At 67.4% G+C, this 21,482-nt stretch carries 19 protein-coding genes; 11 read left to right on the forward strand and 8 right to left on the reverse strand.

Translation table 11 applies throughout. The features are described from left to right. Positions 1-215: 215 nt before the first annotated feature. From RAMLITH_RS26175 to RAMLITH_RS01750, 6 genes are all read right to left on the reverse strand, one after another. Positions 216-1,616 carry a DUF1376 domain-containing protein gene (locus tag RAMLITH_RS26175; protein ID WP_168105601.1) on the reverse strand — a complete coding sequence of 467 codons (1,401 nt, stop codon included), beginning with the start codon at positions 1,614-1,616 and terminating at the stop codon, positions 216-218. A 260-nt stretch (positions 1,617-1,876) separates the two neighbouring features. Continuing rightward, positions 1,877-2,107, reverse strand: a complete 231-nt coding sequence (locus RAMLITH_RS01730) for a helix-turn-helix transcriptional regulator (RefSeq protein ID WP_238343975.1) — start codon at positions 2,105-2,107, stop codon at positions 1,877-1,879. A 63-nt stretch (positions 2,108-2,170) separates the two neighbouring features. Then, the gene (locus RAMLITH_RS01735; protein ID WP_168105602.1) at positions 2,171-2,863 is read right to left on the reverse strand and encodes a hypothetical protein; all 693 of its coding nucleotides are present in this window, start codon (positions 2,861-2,863) and stop codon (positions 2,171-2,173) included. After that, entirely contained in the window at positions 2,860-3,480 is a 621-nt protein-coding gene (locus RAMLITH_RS01740) for a hypothetical protein (RefSeq protein ID WP_168105603.1), read from the reverse strand. The genes RAMLITH_RS01735 and RAMLITH_RS01740 overlap by 4 nt, the downstream gene beginning before the upstream one ends. After that, complete coding sequence (locus RAMLITH_RS01745) at positions 3,473-3,721, reverse strand: hypothetical protein (RefSeq protein WP_168105604.1); 249 nt, start codon at positions 3,719-3,721, stop codon at positions 3,473-3,475. The genes RAMLITH_RS01740 and RAMLITH_RS01745 overlap by 8 nt, the downstream gene beginning before the upstream one ends. A gap of 111 nt (positions 3,722-3,832) precedes the next feature. Continuing rightward, positions 3,833-5,077, reverse strand: a complete 1,245-nt coding sequence (locus RAMLITH_RS01750) for a tyrosine-type recombinase/integrase (protein WP_168105605.1) — start codon at positions 5,075-5,077, stop codon at positions 3,833-3,835. A 709-nt stretch (positions 5,078-5,786) separates the two neighbouring features. Here RAMLITH_RS01750 and RAMLITH_RS01755 point away from each other — a divergent pair. Continuing rightward, complete coding sequence (locus RAMLITH_RS01755) at positions 5,787-8,693, forward strand: Ig-like domain-containing protein (protein WP_168105606.1); 2,907 nt, start codon at positions 5,787-5,789, stop codon at positions 8,691-8,693. Between the two features lie 226 nt (positions 8,694-8,919). On the opposite strand, the gene RAMLITH_RS01760 is transcribed toward RAMLITH_RS01755, so the two are convergent. Then, entirely contained in the window at positions 8,920-9,231 is a 312-nt protein-coding gene (locus RAMLITH_RS01760; RefSeq protein WP_168105607.1) for a hypothetical protein, read from the reverse strand. Between the two features lie 181 nt (positions 9,232-9,412). Between RAMLITH_RS01760 and RAMLITH_RS01765 the strand changes: the two genes are divergently transcribed. The 6 genes from RAMLITH_RS01765 to RAMLITH_RS01790 all read left to right on the forward strand — a co-directional run bounded on the left by RAMLITH_RS01765 (position 9,413) and on the right by RAMLITH_RS01790 (position 15,103). Next, the gene (locus RAMLITH_RS01765) at positions 9,413-9,652 is read left to right on the forward strand and encodes a hypothetical protein (protein WP_168105608.1); all 240 of its coding nucleotides are present in this window, start codon (positions 9,413-9,415) and stop codon (positions 9,650-9,652) included. A gap of 114 nt (positions 9,653-9,766) precedes the next feature. Further along, complete coding sequence (locus tag RAMLITH_RS01770; RefSeq protein WP_168105609.1) at positions 9,767-9,976, forward strand: KGG domain-containing protein; 210 nt, start codon at positions 9,767-9,769, stop codon at positions 9,974-9,976. A gap of 316 nt (positions 9,977-10,292) precedes the next feature. Further along, entirely contained in the window at positions 10,293-12,557 is a 2,265-nt protein-coding gene (locus RAMLITH_RS01775) for an arginine/lysine/ornithine decarboxylase (RefSeq protein WP_168105610.1), read from the forward strand. Between the two features lie 139 nt (positions 12,558-12,696). Next, complete coding sequence (locus tag RAMLITH_RS01780) at positions 12,697-13,014, forward strand: hypothetical protein (protein WP_168105611.1); 318 nt, start codon at positions 12,697-12,699, stop codon at positions 13,012-13,014. Continuing rightward, positions 13,011-14,291: a sensor histidine kinase gene (locus tag RAMLITH_RS01785; protein ID WP_168105612.1), complete on the forward strand. Its 1,281-nt coding sequence runs from the start codon at positions 13,011-13,013 to the stop codon at positions 14,289-14,291. Before RAMLITH_RS01780 ends, RAMLITH_RS01785 begins: the two co-directional genes overlap by 4 nt. Then, a complete protein-coding gene (locus tag RAMLITH_RS01790; protein WP_168105613.1) occupies positions 14,288-15,103 on the forward strand; it encodes a LytR/AlgR family response regulator transcription factor in 816 nt (271 codons plus the stop codon). The genes RAMLITH_RS01785 and RAMLITH_RS01790 overlap by 4 nt, the downstream gene beginning before the upstream one ends. Before the next feature lie 30 nt (positions 15,104-15,133). Here RAMLITH_RS01790 and fabI read toward each other — a convergent pair whose 3' ends face one another. Further along, a complete protein-coding gene (gene fabI / locus RAMLITH_RS01795; RefSeq protein ID WP_168105614.1) occupies positions 15,134-15,928 on the reverse strand; it encodes an enoyl-ACP reductase FabI in 795 nt (264 codons plus the stop codon). 39 nt (positions 15,929-15,967) lie between these two features. Between fabI and RAMLITH_RS01800 the strand changes: the two genes are divergently transcribed. From RAMLITH_RS01800 to RAMLITH_RS01815, 4 genes are read left to right on the forward strand one after another with little or no spacing between them, the layout of a single operon-like run. Next, positions 15,968-17,788 (forward strand): extracellular solute-binding protein, encoded by a 1,821-nt coding sequence (locus RAMLITH_RS01800; protein ID WP_168105615.1) that lies wholly within the window; start codon positions 15,968-15,970, stop codon positions 17,786-17,788. 4 nt (positions 17,789-17,792) lie between these two features. Then, a complete protein-coding gene (locus RAMLITH_RS01805; RefSeq protein ID WP_168105616.1) occupies positions 17,793-18,815 on the forward strand; it encodes a microcin C ABC transporter permease YejB in 1,023 nt (340 codons plus the stop codon). Further along, complete coding sequence (locus RAMLITH_RS01810) at positions 18,781-19,875, forward strand: ABC transporter permease (RefSeq protein ID WP_168105617.1); 1,095 nt, start codon at positions 18,781-18,783, stop codon at positions 19,873-19,875. Before RAMLITH_RS01805 ends, RAMLITH_RS01810 begins: the two co-directional genes overlap by 35 nt. Next, positions 19,875-21,482 carry an ABC transporter ATP-binding protein gene (locus RAMLITH_RS01815; protein ID WP_168105618.1) on the forward strand — a complete coding sequence of 536 codons (1,608 nt, stop codon included), beginning with the start codon at positions 19,875-19,877 and terminating at the stop codon, positions 21,480-21,482. The genes RAMLITH_RS01810 and RAMLITH_RS01815 overlap by 1 nt, the downstream gene beginning before the upstream one ends.

Raw genomic sequence — 21,482 nt, forward strand, 5'->3', positions numbered from 1 at the left:
CGGCCATGGCGACTCCGCGGGAACACTGGATAAGGCTCGCCGCGCCGGGTCGGAGTGAGTCGCAGAAGTTGACCCCCCCCCTCCGAAACTCGCGCGCGCAAAAAAATGACTAGGGGCTCGGTTTCCGGTGTGGGGTCCCAAGGAATTGACCCACCCCTCCCCCTGGGCTTCTTCACGTGGAACATGCGAGGCCACTCGCTGAGCCGCGGCGCTCGTCATGTGGCGGCGACCTCTTGCCGACGAAGGGCCTCGCGAACTCGGTCGGTGTACTGGGCGAAGCTTTCGCCGCCGTGCGCTGGCCATGCCGCCTGGTCCCACTTGCCGAGCCCGAGCTCGACTCCCTTCGCCTCGATGCTGGTCCGCCCGGCGTCCCATGCCTTCGTGGCTGCGTCGGGCAGCCGCGCAATCGCCTCCGCCTCCCGCAGCTGCTGGCGCAGCACGCCGATGGCGTAAGGGACGCCCTTGGCGACGCCTGCCGCGATGCGAGCCGCGCCCGCGAACTGCTCAACGGCCACGCCTTTCTGCAGGAGCGCAATCACGCTCGGGTTGCCGACCACCGCATCCTGCAGGCCGGCCTCCCGCATTGCCTTCACGGCTTGCGCATCAACACACACAACGGCGTCGTGCGCTGGCAGTGTGTGTGGTTCTTGGAGTCTGGAGTCTGGAGTCTGGAGAGCATTACATTTGCCATGCTCCGCTGATGCGGTCGCATCCTCCGGAACATGCGACCGCATCGAGGAGGATGCTTCCGACGCGTGCGCAGGCAACGCTTTCTTGTCGCCGCCGTGCCACCGCGCATTTGCGCTCGACCGAGCCTTGCTCTGCTTGGAATGGAAGCGCGCAATCTCCGCGTCGCAGCGCGTCTGGTGCCAGCCGTCCTCGCGCTTTTCAAAGAACTCTTGCAGCACGGTCTGGACGGCCTCGCGCTCTTCGCGCGTCCTTGCTCCGACCAGCCGCTGAACCTCCTTCAGCTCGAGCGGTAGCGCCGCCTCCGTCTTGTACACCTTGCGGATCAGGCGGCCGAGGGCCGCGTCCTCGACGAAAGACAGGTGCGCCGTTGCCTCCGAGTAGTCGCCGATGTGAAACTCGAAGTAGTTCACGCGGCTACCCTCCATGGGCCGGACCGCGCCTGGTGCAGCACGGAGTGCCCGTTTCGCGCCCGCGCGAAGGTGGGCGCGCGCACCCGCCCGGCGGCGTCGATAGTGGCCATTGAGCCCCTCTCTTTCGGGATTGGTGCCGCGGTGCGGCGGATGTGCGAAGCCGGCAGAGGCGGCCCCGCGTGAACTCTGGACGCGGCGCGCAGAGCCGGCGCACGCTGAGGCGCTGATCGCTTCCATCAACATCGAGGCGCCGAGAATCGCGAAGCCGGCGGCGTGCTCGCGCAGCGCGTTCGCGAACAGCTCCGGACCGCTCCCGCGTTCGCATGTGGAGTCGTCCGGTGCGCGGCGCTGGACGTCCTGCAGCCAGGCGTGAACGTCGGCGGGATGCCAGCGGCCGTCCGCGATCGGGGCAGGGAACGCGCCCGCCGTGACGAGCGCGGCCAGCGTGCCCGGCGCGAGCTTGCACCTGCGAAGAACCTCTCGCTTCGGGATCAGGGTAGTGGCCTTGCGGCTCACCCCGACCTCCGCAACAGCGCAGCGCGCGGCCGCTGCACCCACTCCGCCATCTGCGCAAGGGAGGAGGGCGCTCCCGCTTCGCCTTGCTGCCTCCTGCCTTCAACCCCCCCGGGGTAGTTTTTCTTTTCCATAAAACTCAAGCTAGGGGCTCGGTTTCCGGACGCCGGCGTGAAGGATCTGACCCACCCCCGCCCCCCGGGATGCCTCCCGCGGAACATCGCCCCCGGCCCTTGAGCACGCTGCTGCGTCACTGCGAACCTTCAGCGCGGATGGCCGGCGGCGGAGGAGGCGGCGCCCGCCTGCGCATCCCTGAATGCCGCGAGCGAGGCGATCTTCCACACGGTGGTGCGCGGCCCCAGCTTGATCGGAGGGGGAAAGTCGGCGCGCTCTTTGGCCCAGCGCCACAGGGTTGATTCGCCGATACCAAGGAACTGCGCAGCCTGGCGCGGCCTCACCGAGTTCGTTTCTTGAGTATTCATGCTGCGTCCCATGCTGCCCCGCGACAAGCGGTATGGGGCCAATTGGACGCAAGCTCAGCGATTTACGCCATTACGCTATTCACGAAAGTCTGTGCGACTGCGTAATGCATTGGCGCTGGCGCGGGCGCGGTCGATCGCATCGCGAACGGGGCGCGCCCCAGTTTGCAGGCCGAAGTGCGCGCCGAGCCGCTGCATGAACGCGACGAACCAACCGTCCTGGCTTATCGGCGGCAGCGTGCCGAAGCGGCGCCAGTACGCCTGCACCACAAGTCGTGTGAGCTCCGCTGCCGTCAGCGCATCGGGCTTCGACCTGGTGTCAGCGGGAATCGACTCAACGGCGTCGCGGGTAGCCGCTTCGAGCACCTCAACCCAATCCCAAGTGCGGGACAGCAGCCCCGTCGGATGAATCGTGTGCGCCTCGATCCCCTCGACGGCGTCACCGCCCAGCCGTTGCATCGCCTTCAGCAGATCTCCGGCCGCGACGACGACTGCCTCGACCTGCTCACGCTCGTGCGCGAACGTCAGGCGGCGCCGACCCTCCATGACAACTTGCGCGATCCTCCCGCAGGCAGCGAGGAAATCGTCAGCTTCCTGCGGGGTGTGCCGCTGCCGCTCCAGGATCACGGGAAGCAGCTGCAGGCGCAGGGAAGCCGGCAGGAACTCGGGATCCTCCCACCCGCCAGCGTCACCGAGAAAGGCCGGCTTCCGCAGCGGCAGCGCCCGTCGGCCGAGGGCCTTCGCCCCGGCTGGTTTCTTGGCCGGCGTCATTGGATCCTGCGGAGGTGCCGCACGTTCTGGTCCGGATCGCGCAACTGGTGGAGCGGAAAGACGTAGGCCCTGTCGCCCGGCGCTTTTGCGAGGTACCCGTGGAAGTACGTCACCCGCTTACCGTGCTGGTCCATGTACTCGCCGCACGAGGTGGTGACCCTCCTCAACCGATATTCGTCGACGATCTCCACCAACTGGAGGTGATAGTCCTCGCCGGGCGCCCAGATTGCCGCGGCGTCACCGACCTTGAAGCGGGCCGGACTGGGCGGTGCTGCCGTCAGCATCGCATCCCGCCCCGGATCAGGGAGCGTTTGCGACTCATGGAACCGCCGCAGCTCCCCCGTGATCTGCCTCACGAGGGCCGTGTACGCGGCGCGATTGCCGCGCGGGCCGTCTGACGTAAACCTTTGCTCTCTGGCATCCTCGAGGATCTCCTCCGCGAACTCGACGCAGACGCCCCTGTGCACGAAAGCGCCGCCAGGCATGACCTTGTCGGCTCGCTCGCTCCACATTTCCTCAAACACATTTCGCCTGCGGTAATCACGCTCGATGGTGGGCGTGATCAAGATGGTGACTTCGTCGTCAGCTTCAGTCGGGTTGCGCTGTTGTTCAGCCATGGCCGAACTCCGCGATGAAGCTCTCTTGCAGGGCGCCCCCAATCGCTTGGGCGAGCTCTCGGGAGGCCTGTACGGTGTCAGTGCAGGCCGCCAAGTAGTCGTCCTGCGACGCGGGGGCCATCTGGGTAAACGCCTCGCGGCCGGGGCCGAACGTCATCAGGAGAAAGGCCTCGAGCTGGTTGAGCTTCGTGATCAGCTCTCGATGAGCCTCGCAGGCCTGGGCTATGCTTGTGGTAGCCATGATGTGCGGTTCCTTTCAGGGTTGCACGTTGTGGTCAGAGGGGGATCGCGTGTGCCGCACGCCTTCCCCCTCGCTTTGCCGCTGCGCCGCGCGGCCCGGTTGCCTGGTGCCTCAGGCGGCGTGTTTTCTCCCCTTGATCGGAACGACCGCTGCGCCCTTCGTGTGCGGCGCGGCGCAGAACCGCGCCCAGTCGTTCATCATCCGGCGGCGCTTGTCCATCAGCTCGCCGCGACGGTATGCCGCTTCAACCTTGTCGCCGATCGCGTGCGCGAGGGCCATCTCGGCCACGTCGCGCGGGTGGTTTGTGAACTCGGACGCCCAGTCGCGGAACGTCGAGCGAAACCCGTGCGGGACCGCATCCACCTTCATGCGGCGCATCACGGCCGTGAGGGTCATATCGCTCAGGGTCTTGCCAGTCGGCGATGGGAAAACGAGTTCCGAGCCTTCGATGCGGGGCAGGGCGCGCAGCAACTTGAGCGCGGCCGGCGACAGGGGCACGCGGTGCTCCTTGCCGGCCTTCATGCGCTCGCCTGGAATGGTCCAGACGCCGTCCTCGAGGTCGAGCTCTGGCCAGGTCGCGCCGCGCACCTCACCGGAGCGGGCGGCCGTCAGGATCGCGAATTCCAGTGCGCGGGCGCCCATGCCGTTCTGCTCGCGCAGCGCCGCCATGAATCCCGGAAGCTCCTTCACATCGAGCGCGGCGTGATGCTCCACCTTGGCGACCTTCGTCGGTGCCGGCAGGAGCTTGTCGAGGTGCCCACGCCAGCGCGCCGGGTTCTCGCCGCTACGATAGCCGCGGACGGTGGCCCAGTTCAACACGGATTCAATGCGGCCGCGCACGCGCGAGGCGGTCTCCGTCTTCGTGGTCCAGATCGGCTCCAGTATTTTGAGCACATGCGCCAGGGTGACGTCGCGCACCAGCAGTTTCCCGACGACGGGGTTCGCGTACAGCTCAAGGGTGTTGCTCCACTGCTGACGGTGCTTGTCGTTGCGCCACTCGGCCGACTTCGCGTCGACGTAGCTGATGACGCATTCGGCGAAGGTCTTCGCAGCGGCCGCGGTGGCACGCAGGGCGCTGCGCGCTTCCTTGCGCTCCTCGATCGGGTCTATTCCGGCGTCGATCTTGGTGCGCGCCGCCCGTGCCTTGTCGCGCGCGGTGGCCAGCGTCACATCAGGGAAGCCGCCGAGCCCCATGTCCCGCCGGCGACCGGCGAAGGTGAACCGCAACACCCACGTTCGCGCGCCACTATCCGTTACCTGCAAGTGCAGCCCCGAGACGCCGCCCACGGCGTGCAATCCGGGCGTCTTGAGGCGGCCGACCTGCAGCGCCGACAGTTCAGGAGCCTTGCGAGGCATGTAGTCTCCTCGTTGGTACTTCGGTATCTGGAATTTTCTCCGCCATGTCTTGGTATCCAACGTGATACCCAACAATCTAGCGTAGATTGTGCGAGAGTGCAAGAGAGGATGCGAGAGGGATTATCGGCGCCGCTCCTCTGGAAATCAGCGCGCGCGAGAGTTTGCAAGACTTCCTGAAGTTCTATTCCGGCAGACGCCCTCTCCGCCAAAACAGAAAGCCCGCCATCGGCGGGCTTTGTGTTTTGGTGAACAGGCGGGATGCAGAACCCGCGCCGCGGGTTCGCTCGGCACGGCCGCGGGACGGCCGTGACGGACGGCGCAGCCGGGCCCAGCGGGCCGCCGAGGCGGTGAGCCGCCGCAGCGCAATCCCGCCCTCTCCGGCCCGCCATCGGCGGGCTTTGTGTTTTGGTGAACAGGCGGGATGCAGAACCCGCGCCGCGGGTTCGCTCGGCACGGCCGCGGGACGGCCGTGACGGACGGCGCAGCCGGGCCCAGCGGGCCGCCAAGTCGGTGAGCCGCCGCAGCGCAACCCCGGCCGCTCCGCCAGAACCGGTTGCCGTGTCTCGGCCCATGGCATCGATAACGGGCGGCCGTGGACCGTGCGGCGCTCGCGACGGCAGGTTGACGAAACGCAACAATCAGATCGCCGACGTGGACGCGCGATAAAAGTCGAGGCAGAGTTCGGCACCGACAAGCTCAGCCATTGGGTGTGTCGCAGATCCACATGCCATCGCCAGCCACCTCCAGCAGCACCAGCGTTGTTCGCCTCTCTTCCGATTCCCAGATTGATGCCCTGCTGGCGCAGGTGAAGTGGGGCGGCGCCGTCGGCACCGGCGCAAGCCTCACCTTCAGTTTTCCGTGGACGACCAACTCGTCTGCGTTATTTTCCGGCTACGACGGCGCGACATATTCCTCGCTTGGTGAAAACACGGCGGCGTACCGCTTTGGATTGAATGCCACCCAGCCCGCCGCGGCCACGGGCGCCTTGCGGGCATGGGCCAACGTGGCCAACATCAGCTTCTCCGAGGTCACGGACACCAGCAGCAGCGTGGGAGACATCCGCTTCGGCTGGACCTCGGCGACGGAGAGCACCAGCACCGGCAACGAGCCCTGGGGCTGGGCCTACTATCCCAACGCGTACTGGCCGAGCGGCGGAGACATCTGGATCAGCACGCTGTCCTCCGGCGCCAGCGCCTCGTCGTGGGCGGTCGGCTCGTACAACTACATGTCGCTGATCCACGAGATCGGCCATGCGATCGGACTGAAGCACACCTTCGAAGACAGCCCGACGCTAGCGGCGTCGCTGGACACGCGCCAGTACTCCGTCATGTCCTACACCGACGCGGCGCACAGCCTCTTCGTGGACCTGACTCAAAACGCGAACGGCTCGGTCTCGTGGCGGTCCTATAACGTGCAGCCCGAAACGCCGATGGTGCTGGACATCGCGGCGATGCAATACATCTACGGCCCCAATCTGGGCCACAGGACCGGGGACGACGTCTACACCTTCGATCCGGCGACGCCGTTCCTGAAGACCATCTGGGACGCGGGCGGCAACGACACGATCTCGGTGGCGAATTTCTCCCGGGGCTCCACGATCGACCTGCGGCCGGGTCACTATTCCAGCATCGCCATCCTCTCGGACTCGACGGCAGGGTACAACTGGACGACGCCCCCGCCAACGCCCACTTACGACGGGACGGACAACCTCGGCATCGCTTACAACGCCATGATCGAGAACGCCGTCGGCGGCGCCGGCAGCGACGTCCTGCGAGGGAACGACGTGGCCAACCACCTGGATGGCGGCGCTGGCAACGACGTCCTCTACGGCGGGGCCGGTAACGATTTCTTCGACTGGGACGCCACGAAGCGCGGCGGCACAGACGTCTTCTATGGCGGAACGGGGGACGACCAGTTCGTGCTCACGCCGGGGGATCAGGTGATCGAGTACGCCGACGAGGGCGCCGACACCGTCTACGTGAGCATGTCGTACACGCTCGGCGACAACCTGGAGAACCTCTTCCTGCTGGGTTCCGCGGGCCTGGCGCTCACCGGCAATGTGCTGGACAACCTGATCAAGGGTGGTGCCGGAAACGACACGATCAGCGGTGGGGCCGGCAATGACGTTGCCGTCTACGACCGGCCGAGTTCCGAGTACGTGATCGTCGTCACCTCCAGCAGCAGCACCCTCTCGTCGACCGCCAGCGGCAACGATGTGCTCTACGGTGTCGAGTTCGCGCAATTCTCCGACAAGCGCGTCGCGCTGATCGACACCGTCGCGCCCACGCTTGTTGCGCTCAACCCGGCGGACGAATCCACGCGCGTTGCGATTGGTACGAACGTGGTGTTGACGTTCAGCGAGGCGATCCAGCGCGGCACGGGCAGCATTGTCCTGAAGACTGCTGCCGGCACGGTGGTCGCCACCTATGACGCTGCCAGCAGTGCCAACGTGAGCATCTCAGGTAGTACGCTGACGATCAACCCCAGCGCCGATCTGTCGTACAGCACAAGCTACAAGGTCGAATTCGCCAGTGGCTCGATCAAGGACCTGGCCGGCAACAGCTACTCGGGCACCGCCGACTACAACTTCACGACGGCGGCACCGCCCGATCTGATTGCGCCCGCAGCGATCACGTTCAGCCCCGCCGACGCGGCAACCGGCGTGACGGTTGAGAGCAACGTGGTGGTCACCTTCAGCGAGCCGATCCAGCGCGGCACGGGCAGCATCATCCTGAAGACGGCAGCTGGCGTCACGGTGGAGACGTACAACGCGGCGACCAGCGCCAACCTGAGCATCTCGGGCAGCACCCTGACGATCAGTCCGGGCGCCGACCTGAGCTACGGCACCGGTTACAAGGTGGAGTTCGCTGCCGGCACGATCAAGGACCCGGCGGGCAACAGCTATGCGGGCACCACAAGCTATGACTTCGCCACGATAGCGGGCTTGAAAATCATCGGCACGCAAGCGGCCGACACTCTCAGTGGGGGAGCGGGGGTCGATCAAATATTTGGCCAATCCGGGGACGACGTGCTGAGCGGACTGGGGGCCGAGGACCACCTGGATGGCGGCGCCGGCACCGACACGGCGGCTTACCTCGGACAGCGCGACCAGTACAGCCTCGGCGCCATCCTGACCGGCGGCTCCGCTGGCTTTCAAGTGATCGGCTGGCCGACCCGAGAAGGCACGGACACCCTGGTCAACATCGAACGGCTGCGATTCACAGACACCAAAGTGGCGCTGGATCTCGATGGCAATGCAGGTACGGTAGCCAGGATTCTGGGGGCTGTCTTTGGCGCGCCCATGCTCCAGAACCAGGCATTCGTAGGGATCGGCCTGAGCCTCGCGGACACTGGCTTGTCCTCCGAGCAGTTGATGCAGCTGGCGCTTGATGTCAGGCTGGGGCAGGGCGTCCGAAGTGCGCAGGTGGTGGAACTGCTCTACACCAACATCGTTGGCGTGGCACCCGATGCGGACACCATGGCAAGTTTCGTCCAGCTGATCGAGGGAGGCACCTTCACCAACGCAGGCTTGGGCGTCTACGCGGCCGAGACCGACTACAACGCCGAACACATTGGCCTGGCAGGTCTGGCGCAGACCGGGATTGCGTACTTGTAAGGCAGATGGCGCCTGACGGGCGGGAGCCATGCCACCTGGCTGATCCTGGTGAGCAAGAGGGCCGTCGACGATGTCGACATCGCGCGGCACGCAACACGAGAGGCGACGGGCGGATCTACGAAGCCGTTGACGCGGCCGTGGCCCGCTCCGGCCGAACACGAAGGCGCGCGGCAGTGGCCCTTGCTGTTTCTGGCTCTGGGCGGGACGCCGGAGCCGGGCAGCCGCTTCAGTACCCGATGCTCAGCGCCGGAACGTCCACGTGCACGACCGGCTTGCCCAGCGCCGCGCTGGCCGCACGGGCGAATTCGCCGGCCCAGCCGGCATCCGTGAACTTCGACGGCCCGGCGGCCTGCGCCACCACGACTACCTTGTCGGCCGTGAGCACCTTGCCGGTCGGGCGCAACGGCTCGCAGCCCATCTCGGTGAATTGCCGGTCCAGCCAGGCCCGAGCCGCCTCGGCGCTCATGGGCTCGGCCTTCTCGAGGTCCATCCGCAGCGGGGCGGTGTCCTTGAACGTGACGGTCACTTCACTCCTCATGGCAGCTCCTGTTGCCTCGGCCGGCGGCCGATGCCCGGATTATGGCTGGCGCGCGGAGCCGGTTTCGTCAGAGCCGGCAGGAGCGGCCGCAAGGCAAGGCCACGTGAGCACCTGCCGCTGACGGCATGCTGACGTGCGTCAAACAATGCCGGGAGCCCTCGGCTTCAAATAGCCGGCAGACATGGACGAGATGGCCCAGTTCTTTCTCCTGTTCGAGGAGTGGGAAGTCGCCGATCACGCGGCGGCCCGGGCGGAGTGCTGCCTGGGCCGGACGCTGGACGCCTTCTGCGACGGCCGCGGCCCGGCGCCCAGCGTCGTCAGCGTCCAGGAGGCCAGGCGCCTGCGCCTGGCCGCCGTCGATCGGCTGCGCGCCCTGCGGGCGCTGGCCGAGCGGGCGCGCAGGAACGCCCGGGTGCTCTGACTCTTCTGTAGGACAACATCCATTCTTTCGGCTGAGCCAACACAGCCAAGCTGTGCAGCAGTAAAGTCTGCCGAACGTCCAGCGCTTGTGCTGGGTTGTCAACGGGAGAAGAGCATGATCGAGACCACGAACGAAACCCCACGGCCGCGTGCGAAGCGCGGTTTTGCCGTCATGGACCCGACCCGCGTGCGCGAGATCGCGAGCATGGGTGGCCGTACGGCCCATGCGAACGGCCGGGCCCATGAATTCACGTCCGAGGAGGCGCGAGCCGCCGGCAAGAAGCGCCACCAGCGCCGCGTCGAGGCCACGCCCACGGCCACCTGAGCCCGACCGCGGCGCGCCCGCAGCGCGTACCGCCCCGAGAAGACGGCGCCCACCCAGGGCGCCGTTTTCATTCCGGTCCAGCCAACAGTGGTGACCGGCAGTCCGGCCCACGGACGGTGTCGCTTGAGTGACACCGCTCCCCGCGCCGGCCCTGGGCGCCTGATCTTCCCGTCGAGCTTTCCACTCCGGCACCACCGCACGGTCCGCGCCGCGTGCTCCCGCGTACATTCCTCGATGGCGCAAGGACGGGGCTGCTTCTTTGCATACACTTCGCGCCTCGATTCACGATTTTGGCCGCAGCAGTGAAAGGCCCGCCATGAGATTCCGCTTTCCGATCGTCATCATCGACGAGGACTACCGCTCGGAGAATACGTCCGGCCTGGGCATCCGTGCCCTGGCGCAGGCGATCGAAAGCGAAGGCTTCGAAGTGCTGGGCGTCACCAGCTACGGCGACCTGTCGCAGTTCGCGCAGCAGCAGAGCCGCGCCAGCGCCTTCATCCTGTCGATCGACGACGAGGAGTTCACGCCCGGCCCCGACCTGGACCCCGCCGTGCTGAACCTGCGCCAGTTCATCGAGCAGGTGCGCCGCAAGAACGCCGACGTGCCGATCTACCTGTACGGCGAGACCAAGACGTCGCGCCACATCCCGAACGACATCCTGCGCGAGCTGCACGGGTTCATCCACATGTTCGAGGACACGCCGGAGTTCGTCGCGCGCCACATCATCCGGGAAGCGAAGAGCTACCTCGAGGGCGTGCAGCCGCCGTTCTTCAAGGCGCTGCTCGATTACGCCGAGGACGGCTCGTACTCGTGGCACTGCCCGGGCCACTCGGGCGGCGTGGCGTTCCTCAAGAGCCCGGTCGGACAGATGTTCCACCAGTTCTTCGGCGAGAACATGCTGCGCGCCGACGTCTGCAACGCGGTGGACGAACTGGGGCAGCTGCTCGATCACACCGGGCCGGTGGCGGCCAGCGAGCGCAACGCGGCGCGCATCTTCAACGCCGACCACTGCTTCTTCGTCACCAACGGCACCAGCACGTCCAACAAGATCGTGTGGCACCACACGGTGGCGCCGGGCGACGTGGTGGTCGTGGACCGCAACTGCCACAAGTCGATCCTGCACGCGATCATCATGACCGGCGCGATCCCCGTGTTCATGAAGCCGACGCGCAACCACTTCGGCATCATCGGGCCGATCCCGCAGAGCGAGTTCGAGCCGGCCGCGATCAAGGCCAAGATCAAGGCAAATCCGCTGCTGCAGGGCGTGGACCCGGAATCGGTCCAGCCGCGCGTGATGACGCTGACGCAGTCGACCTACGACGGCGTTCTCTACAACACCGAGACGATCAAGAAGATGCTCGACGGCTACGTCGACACGCTGCACTTCGACGAGGCCTGGCTGCCGCACGCGGCGTTCCATCCGTTCTACGGCACCTACCATGCGATGGGCAAGAAGCGCACCAAGCCGCGCGACTCGCTGGTCTTCTCCACGCAGTCGACGCACAAGCTGCTGGCCGGCATCAGCCAGGCGAGCCACGTGCTGGTGCAGGACTCGCAGAACCGCAAGCTCGACCGGCACCTGTTCAACGAGTCGTTCCTGATGCACACGTCGACCAGTCCGCAGTACGCGATCATCGCCAGCTGCGACGTGGCGGCGGCGATGATGGAGCCGCCGGGCGGCACCGCCCTGGTGGAGGAGTCGATCGTCGAGGCGCTCGACTTCCGCCGGGCCATGCGCAAGGTGGAGGGCGAGTACGGCAAGGACTGGTGGTTCAAGGTCTGGGGGCCGGACAAGCTGGTGGAGGAGGGCATCGGGCGCGCCGACGACTGGATCATCAAGGGCGAGGCCCGCACGGCGAAATGGCATGGCTTCGGCAGCCTGGCCGAGGGATTCAACATGCTGGACCCGATCAAGGCCACGATCGTGACGCCCGGCCTCGACCTGAACGGCAAGTTCGCCAAGACCGGCATTCCCGCGTCGATCGTCACCCGGTTCCTGGCCGAGCACGGGATCATCGTGGAGAAGACCGGCCTCTACAGCTTCTTCATCCTGTTCACGATCGGGATCACCAAGGGCCGCTGGAACACGCTGCTGTCGGCGCTGCAGCAGTTCAAGGACGACTTCGCCAAGAACCAGCCGATGTGGCGCATCCTGCCCGAGTTCTGCCAGCAGTTCCCGCGCTACGAGCGGATGGGCCTGGCCGACCTGTGCCAGCACGTCCACGAGCTGTACGCCAGGTACGACATCGCCCGCCTGACCACCGACATGTACCTGAGCGAGCTGACGCCGGCGATGAAGCCGAGCGACGCCTTCGCCTACATTGCCCACCGCAAGACGGTGCGCGTTCCGATCGATGACCTGGAAGGGCGGATCACCACCTCGCTGGTGACGCCGTACCCGCCCGGCATCCCGCTGCTGATCCCGGGCGAGGTCTTCAACAAGAAGATCGTCGACTACCTGAAGTTCTCGCGGGAGTTCAACGCGCAGTGCCCCGGGTTCGAGACCGACATCCACGGCCTGGTCGAGGAGGTGGGGGCCGACGGCCAGATCCGCTATTTCGCCGACTGCGTCCCGCTCTGACGCCGGCGGCGCCTCCCGTTCGTCGCGCAACCGCGCAGTCCGTCGCCCCTGCCGGCAATCCGTCGCAAGGCACGAGCGCCCGCTGAGGCGCCTGCCTACAGTCCTCCTCGCCGGCCGACCTGGCCGTCCAGGAGGACCCATGAACCGCTTCGAAAGCCCCGCCTTCCACCAGCCCGGCGGCCGCTGGCCGGCCGCCGCCATGCGCGGACTGCTCGGCGTCGCCGCGCTGGCTTTCACCGCCGGACTGTGGGTGGCGGTCGGCACCCAGGCCGGCCAGTTCGGCGAGCACGATGCGCGGGAGCACGTCACCCTGCCGCCGGTCGTGGTCGCCGGCGGGCGCCTGCCGCCCGAGGCAATGACTGCCACGCTGGGCGCCGGACCGGCCGCCGTGGACTGCGGTCAGAACGCTTTCCCGCTTGACGCGCGAAGCCTGAATCGCGTTAACCTCGGCCGATGACGAAGAGCTGGGGAAGTTCCGGCCGCAGCCGCGGCGCCATCCTCGACTGGCTGGTGCGCGTCAACGCGCAGGTGTCGCAATGGGCCGCCTCGATGTCGTGGTGGCGCCTGATCCTGCTGTTCGTCGTGATCCTCGTCGCCGGCTCGATCATCGGCGAGACGCTTGGCCTCAAGCACGAGCGGGTGCGCGAAGTCAGGTCCGGCCGCGACACGGTGATTTCCATCGGCGGCAAGGACGGCATCCGCATCACCAAGACGCCCCGGGGAGCGAAGGACGCGGTGCCGGCGCCGCCGCTGCCACCGCGGGTCGGGGCGCCGCCCGAGGCCCCGGGCGGCGGCGACGAGGCCGCCGCCCAGACCCAGGAGAAGGCCGCCGAACAGGCGATCGAGGACGCCGCGCAGAGCGTCGAGAAGGCCCTGTCGAAGGCGCTGGGGGACGAGGAGGTCGTCGTGCGGCGCCAGGTGGTCACCTTCCGCGGCATCGTCGGCGACCTCGGCGCCGCCGCGATGGTGATCCTCTTCGCGTATCTCGTCGCCTCCAAGATCATCGTGAAGAAGGTGGCGCAGGCCGACGCCAAGGTGCGCACGGCGCAGGACACGGCGGAACGCGAGACCATGGAGCGGCAGCTCGCGCAGGCCCGGCTGCAGGTGCTGCAGGCGCAGGTGGAGCCGCATTTCCTGTTCAATACCCTGGCCACGGTGGACTACCTGATCGAGACCGATCCGCCGCGCGCCAGCAAGATGCAGAAGGCGCTGATCACCTACCTGCGCGGCGCGCTGCCGCAGATGCGCCAGCAGTCGTCCACCCTGGGCCGCGAACTGCGGCTGGTGACCTCGTACCTCGACCTGATCAAGATGCGCATCGAGGAGCGGCTGGAGGTGGAAATCGCCGTGCCCGAGGCGCTGCGGTCGGCGGAGTTCCCCCCCATGATGCTGCAGACGCTCGTGGAGAACGCCATCAAGCACGGCATCGAGCCCAAGCCGGACGGCGGCAAGGTGCGCGTGGCGGCCTCGCTGCAGAACGGCCAGATCGCGGTGGAGGTGAGCGACACCGGCGTGGGCCTGCCGGACGGCGAGTTGCTGGACGGGCCGACTTCCGGCACCGGCGTCGGCCTGCAGAACATCCGCGACCGCCTGGCCATGCTCTATCCCGGCCGCAGCACGCTGATGCTGCACTCAGGCGCGGCGGGCGGCACGCTGGTGCGCATCACGCTGCCGCATCGGGTGGCGACGGAACCCGCGGCACAGGGGATGCCGCCGGAGGGCAAGCTCGCATGAAGCCGGCGACGGGACCGCTGCGCGCGCTGGTGGCCGACGACGAGCGGTTGCTGCGCGAGCAGCTCAAGACGCGCCTGGCCGGCGTGTGGCCCGGCCTCGAGGTGATTGCCGAGGCGCGCGACGGCCAGGAGGCACTGGACAAGGCACAGGAGCTGCGCCCGGACGTCGTCTTTCTCGACATCCGGATGCCGGGCATGACCGGCCTCGAGGCGGCGCGAGAGATCGTGGCGCTGCCGGGCTGGGCCGGGGAGATCGTGTTCGTCACCGCCTACGACGAATATGCGATCGCCGCCTTCGAGCAGGGGGCGCTCGACTACCTGCTCAAGCCCGTGGAGCCGCAGCGCCTGGCGCAGACGGCGCTGCGGGTGCACGCGCGACTGCAGGGCAAGCGCGCGGCGGCGCTGCCCGACGATGCAGCGCTGGACGCCCTGCTGGCCAAGCTGGCACGCATCGGGCAGGGCATAGCCCGCGGTGGCGCGCTGGACGAGCCGCTGCGCTGGATCCAGTGCTCGGTCGGGTCGACGACCCGCCTGATCGACGTGAAGGACGTCCTGTTCTTCCGCTCGGACGAGAAGTACACGCGGGTGCAGACGCGACAGCTCGAAGCCTTCATCCGCACGCCGATCCGCGAACTGGTGCCGCGCCTGGACGGCCAGCAGTTCTGGCAGATCCACCGCTCCACGCTGGTGAACCTGGCAGCGATTTCGAGGGTGACGCGCGACGAAACCGGGCGCCAGCGTGTGCACATCGAAGGCCACCCCGAGGTGCTCGAGGTGAGCCGCAGCTTCGCCCACCTGTTTCGCAGCGCGTGACGGCCGGCCGCGAATACCGCGACCCGCTGCTTACTCGACGACCGCCACGGCGTTGTGGCTGAAGCCGCCGTCGACGTAGGTGATCTCGGAGGTCATGCCGGCCGACAGGTCGCTGAACAGGAACGCGGCGACGTTGCCGACGTCCTCGATCGTCACGTTGCGCCGCAGGGGCGAACCGTTGGCGGCGATCGCCAGCAGCTTGGTGAAGTCCTTGATGCCGCTGGCCGCCAGCGTGCGGATCGGGCCGGCGCTGATGCCGTTGACGCGGATGCTGCGGCCGTCGGGCAGCTTGCCGACCGCCTCGGCCAGGTAGCGCACCGACGCTTCCAGGCTCGCCTTGGCCAGCCCCATCGTGTTGTAGTTCGGGATCGCGCGGACCGCCCCCAGGTACGACATCGTCAGCAGCGCCGAGCGGTCGTTCAGGTAGGGCAGCGCCGCCTTCGCCAGCGCCGGGAAGCTGTACGCGCTGATGTCGTGGGCGATGCGGAAGTTCTCCCGCGACAGGCCGTCGAGGAAACTGCCGCTGATGGCCTCGCGCGGCGCATACCCGATGCTGTGCAGGAACCCGTCGAACTTCGGCCACCGCGCCGACAGGTCGCGAAACAGGTTCTCGATCTGCGCGTCGTCGCCGACGTCGCAGTCGAAGATCAGGTTCGACCCGAAGTCGGCGGCCAGCTCCGTGATGCGGTCCCTGAAGCGCTCGCCGACGTAGCTGAATGCCAGTTCAGCCCCCTGGTCGTGGCAGGCCTTGGCGACGCCATACGCGATCGAACGGTTCGACAGAACGCCGGTGATCAACAATTTCTTGCCGGAGAGGAATCCCATAGGCCTCGTTGGTTGCATATTTCTGTGCAGAATTGTCGCATGCGACTTTGGTTCCTGGTCCTGATGTGGTTTGCGGCCCCCCTTGCCTGGGCCGCGCCGGGGTACGCGGTGTGGGGCACCTTCAAGTACCCGCCAGGCTTCACCCACTTCGACTACGTGAATCCCCAGGCCCCCAAGGGCGGCGAACTGCGGCTGGTGGCCGGCTCGCGCATCTCCACGTTCGACAAGTACAACCCGTTCACGCTCAAGGGGACGGCCCCCTCGTTCCTGGGCGACCTGCTGTTCGAGGGGCTGCTCACCGGGTCGATGGATGAAATCGGGGTTGCCTACGGGCTGCTTGCGCACGACGTGGAGGTGGCGCCGGACCTCCTGTCGGTCACGTTCCGGCTGCGTCCGGAGGCCCGCTTCCACAACGGCGACCCGGTGCTGGCCGCCGACGTCAAGCACAGTTACGAGACGCTGGTTTCCAAGTACGCGGCGCCCGGCTACGCGACCCTGCTGGTCAACGTCGAGGGCTGCGACGTGCTGGACGAGCGCACGGTGCGCTTCCGGTTCAGGAAGCCGGACCGGCAGTCGCCGCTGGTGGTCGGCGGCCTGCCGGTCTTCAGCCGCAAGTGGGGCGGCGGCAAGCCGTTCGACCAGGTGGTGACCGACGTGCCGATTGCCACCGGCCCGTACCGGATCGGCCAGGTGCGCTTCGGCAAGGACATCACGTACGCCCGCGACCCGAATTACTGGGGGCGCGACCTGCCGGTGCGCCGCGGCATGAACAACTTCGACCGGATCACCGTCAAGATCTACCGCGACAACACGGCCCAGCTGGAGGCGCTGAAGGCCGGCGAGTTCGACCTGATGCTGTTCTTCTCGGCCGGCGACTGGACGCGCCGCCTCAACGGGCCGCGGATCGACAAGGGGGACCTCGTCAAGAGTCCCTTCCGGCACCGCCAGCCGGACGGCTTCCAGAGCTATGTCCTGAACAGCCGGCTCGAGAAGTTCCAGGACCGCCGCGTGCGGATGGCCCTGGAACTCGCGATGGACTACGAGTGGATGAACCGGCAGCTGTTTCGCAACAGCTACAAGCGCGTGAAGGGCATCTTCGGCAACACCGACTGCGAAGCGAACGGCCTGCCGTCGCCCGAGGAGGTGGCGCTGCTGGAGCCGTTCCGCCACAAGCTGCCGGCCGACGTGTTCGGGCCCATGGCCCTGCCGCCGCGCACCGACCCGCCGAACTCTCTGCGCGCCAACCTGTTGAAGGCGCGGGCACTGCTGAACGAGGCCGGCTGGCAGATGCGCGACGGCGCGCTGCGCAACGCCAAAGGCGAGGCGCTGACAGTGGAGTACATGGATTCGACCGAGGGCCGCGCACTGACAACGACCGTGGCATGGAGGCGTGCGCTGGAGAAACTGGGCATCGAGTTGCGCTATCGCACCGTCGACTTCGCGCTGTACCAGGAACGGCTCGACACGTTCCAGTTCGAGATGGTGAGCATCGCCTTTCCCGGGACCCATTTCCCCGGAGCCGAGTACGCGGACCTGTTCGGCAGCAAGGCGGCCGACACCAACGGCTCCGGCAATTACGCCGGCGTGAAGAGTCCGGCGGTCGACGCGCTGATCGCCGGCATCACGGGCGCGGAGAACCGCGGCGAATTCCTGGCCGCCTGCCGGGCCCTGGACCGCGTGCTCGCCCACGGCCACTACATGGTGCCGGCCTGGACCACCAGCGAGCAGCGCGTCGCGTACAGTCGCTGGAAACTCGAGCGGCCGGCCGTCGTGCCGCCCCACCCGCCGGAGGGCGTCGCCTACATGGACTGGCCGATGACCACCTGGTGGGCACGGAACCCGCCGATCACTTCCAAGTGACCGAATGACCGCGTACATCGTCAAGCGAATCCTGCTGATGCTGCCGACCCTGTTCGGCGTGCTGCTGCTCACCTTCGTGGTGACCCAGTTCGTCCCCGGCGGGCCGGTGGAGCAGTACATCGCCGAAGCGCGCCGCGGCGCCGCAGCCGCCGGCGACGCGGGCGGCTACCGGGGAGGGCAGGGGGTCGATCCGAAGAAGATCGAGCAGATCAAGGCCCTGTACGGCTTCGACAAGCCGCCGGCCGAGCGTTTCTGGCAGATGCTCAAGCAGTTCGCGCAGTTCGACCTGGGACGCAGCTTCTTCCAGAACAAGGACGTGTGGCAGTTGATCAAGGAGAAGCTGCCGGTGTCCATCAGCCTCGGGCTGTGGACCTTCTTCATCAGCTACCTGATCGCCGTACCGCTCGGGGTCGCCAAAGCCGTGCGCGCTGGCTCGCGCTTCGACCTGGTCACCACGCTCATCGTCCTGGTCGGCTACGCCATTCCGGGTTTCGTGCTCGGGGTGGCCCTGCTGGTGGTCTTCGGCGGCCAGCTGCAGTGGTTCCCGCTGCGCGGCCTCACGTCGAGCAACTGGGAAGAGCTCGGTTGGGGGGCGCGCATCGTCGATTACCTGTGGCACATCGCCATGCCGGTGACCGCCATGGTGGTCGGCAGCTTCGCCGTCACGACGATGCTGACCAAGAACTCCTTCCTCGAGGAGATCCGCAAGCAGTACGTGCTGACGGCGCGCGCCAAGGGGCTGTCCGAGCGGCGCGTGCTGTGGAAGCACGTCTTCCGCAACGCGCTGATCCCGATCGTCACCGGCTTCCCGGCGGCGTTCATCGGCGCCTTTTTCACCGGCGCGCTGCTGATCGAAACGCTGTTCTCGCTGGACGGCCTGGGCCTCCTCAGCTACGAGAGCGTGATCCGGCGCGACTATCCCGTGGTCATGGGCACGCTGTACTTCTTCACCCTCATCGGGTTGTTCACCAAACTCATCAGCGATCTGAGCTATGTCTGGGTCGATCCCCGTGTCAAGTTCGATTGACCCGCAGCCGGCCGCGGCGCCGCCCCGCGAGTACCGCTCCGAGAGCCCGGGCGCGCGCGCCTGGCGGCGCTTCCGGCGCAACCGGCTGGGATTCTGGAGCCTCGTGATCTTCAGTGCGATGGTGGTCCTCAGCCTCTTCGCCGAGGTGCTGTCGAACGACCGGCCGCTGGTGGTGCGCTACAACGGCTCGTATTATTTCCCGCTGGTCAACGACTACCCGGAGACGGTGTTCGGCGGCGACTTCGGCACGCCGGCGGACTACCTCGACCCGTTCATCAAGGACAAGCTGACGCAGGGCGAGAACTGGGCGATCTATCCGCCCAACCCGTATGGCGCCAGGACCTTGAACTACTTCGCGAAGGAGCCCAACCCCTCGGGGCCGAATGCCGAGAACCTGCTGGGGACCGACGAGCGCGGCCGCGACCTGTTCGCGCAACTGGTGTACGGCTTCCGCGTCAGCGTGCTGTTCGGCCTGGCACTGACCGTCGTGGGCGTGCTGCTCGGCGTGCTGACGGGCGCAATCCAGGGGTACTTCGGGGGCAAGACCGACCTGGCCTTCCAGCGCTTCATCGAAATCTGGGGCTCGATGCCCGAGCTGTACCTGCTGATCATCTTCAGCGCGGTGTTCGCCCCGAGCGTCGCGCTGCTGCTGATCCTGCTGTCGCTGTTCGGCTGGATGGGACTGTCCGATTACGTGCGCGCCGAGTTCCTGCGCAACCGGCAGATGGACTACGTGCGGGCCGCGCGGGCCCTGGGCGTCGGCAACGGCCGGATCATGTGGAAGCACATCCTGCCCAACAGCATGACGCCAGTGGTGACCTTCCTGCCGTTTCGGATGAGCGCGGCGATCCTGGCGCTGACGTCGCTGGACTTCCTCGGGCTGGGCGTGCCGCCCGGCACGCCGTCGCTCGGCGAATTGCTCAGCCAGGGGAAGACCAACCTCGACGCGTGGTGGATCTCCATGTCCACGTTCGCCGTGCTGGTCGTCACGCTGCTGCTGCTGACCTTCATGGGCGACGCCTTGCGCGATGCGCTGGATCCGAGAAAGGCCGATACGTGATGTCCGCGCAACTGCTCCAGGTGCAGGGCCTGCGCGTCGCCTTCGGCGGCAAGGAAGTGGTGCGCGGCGTCGACTTCACCATCGCGCCGGGCGAGAAGCTGGCACTGGTGGGAGAGTCGGGCTCCGGCAAGACCGTCACCGCGCTGAGCTTGCTGGGACTGGTGCAGAACGCCGAGCTGACGGGCTCGGCGCGCTTCGCGCCGGAACCCGGTGGCGCCGCACGCGACCTGCTGGCGTTGCCGGAACGCGAGCTGCTCGCCGTGCGCGGCCGCGAGATCGCCATGATCTTCCAGGAACCGATGACGGCGTTGAACCCGCTCTACACGGTAGGCGACCAGATCGCGGAGGTGCTTCAGCTCAAGGAGGGCCTGAATGCCAGGCAGGCCTGGCAAGGCGCCGTCGCCGCGCTGGCTTCCTGCGGCATCCCGGATCCGGAGCGGCGTGCCGCCGCCTACCCGCACCAGCTCTCAGGCGGCCAGCGCCAGCGGGCCATGATCGCGATGGCGCTGTCCGGGCGGCCGCGGCTGCTGCTCGCCGACGAGCCGACCACGGCGCTGGACGTGACCTTGCGCGGCCAGATCCTGGACCTGCTGACCGACGTGCAGCAGCGAAACGGCATGGCGATCCTGCTGATCACGCACGACCTCAACCTGGTGCGCAAGTTCGCGGACCGGGTCGCGGTCATGGAAAACGGCCACCTGGTCGAACAGGGGACCGTGGCGCAGGTGTTCTCCGACCCGCAGCACCCGTACACCCGCAAGCTGATCGACAGCCGCCCCGAGCGCGATGTCGCGGAGGCGCCGTCCACCGGGCAGGCGCCGGTGATGCGCGCCAGCGGCCTGCAGGTCGCTTATCCGGTCCACCTGCCGGGAGTGCGCGGCTGGTTCCGCAAGGGCCGGTTCGTGGCCGTGCGCGATGCGGCGTTTTCGATCGATCCCGGCCGCACGCTGGGCGTCGTCGGGGAGTCCGGATCGGGGAAGTCCACCCTGGCGCTGGCGGCGCTCGGGTTGTTGCCGCACAGTGGCGATCTCGACGTCGTGGGCACGCGCTGGGGGCCTGATGCGACGAAGAACAAGGCGATCCGCCGCGTCGTCCAGGTCGTCTTCCAGGACCCGTTCTCCTCGCTGTCCCCACGCATGACCGTGGAGGAGATCGTGGGCGAGGGCCTGCTGGTGCACGAGCCGGCACTGCCGCAACCAGCGCGCCGCGAGCGGGTGGTCCAGGCCCTGGCGGAGGTCGGCCTGGCCGAGGAACAGTTCCCGGGCCTGCTGCAGCGCTACCCGCACGAGTTCTCGGGCGGCCAGCGGCAGCGGCTGGCCATCGCCCGCGCGCTGATCGTCGGGCCGCAGCTGCTGGTGCTGGACGAGCCGACCAGCGCGCTGGACGTCACGATCCAGAAGCAGGTCCTGCGGCTGCTGCAGCGGCTGCAGCGCGAGAAAGGGCTGAGCTACCTGCTGATCACCCATGACGTCGACGTGATCCGGGCGATGGCGCACGACGTGGTCGTGATGAAGGACGGCGACATCCTGGAGGCCGGGCCGGTGCGCGAAGTGCTGGACGCCCCCCGCCAGGAGTACACGCGGGTGCTGGTGGCCGCGGCTGCCTGA

It is taken from the genome of Ramlibacter lithotrophicus, from assembly GCF_012184415.1.
GTDB lineage: Bacteria > Pseudomonadota > Gammaproteobacteria > Burkholderiales > Burkholderiaceae_C > Ramlibacter > Ramlibacter lithotrophicus.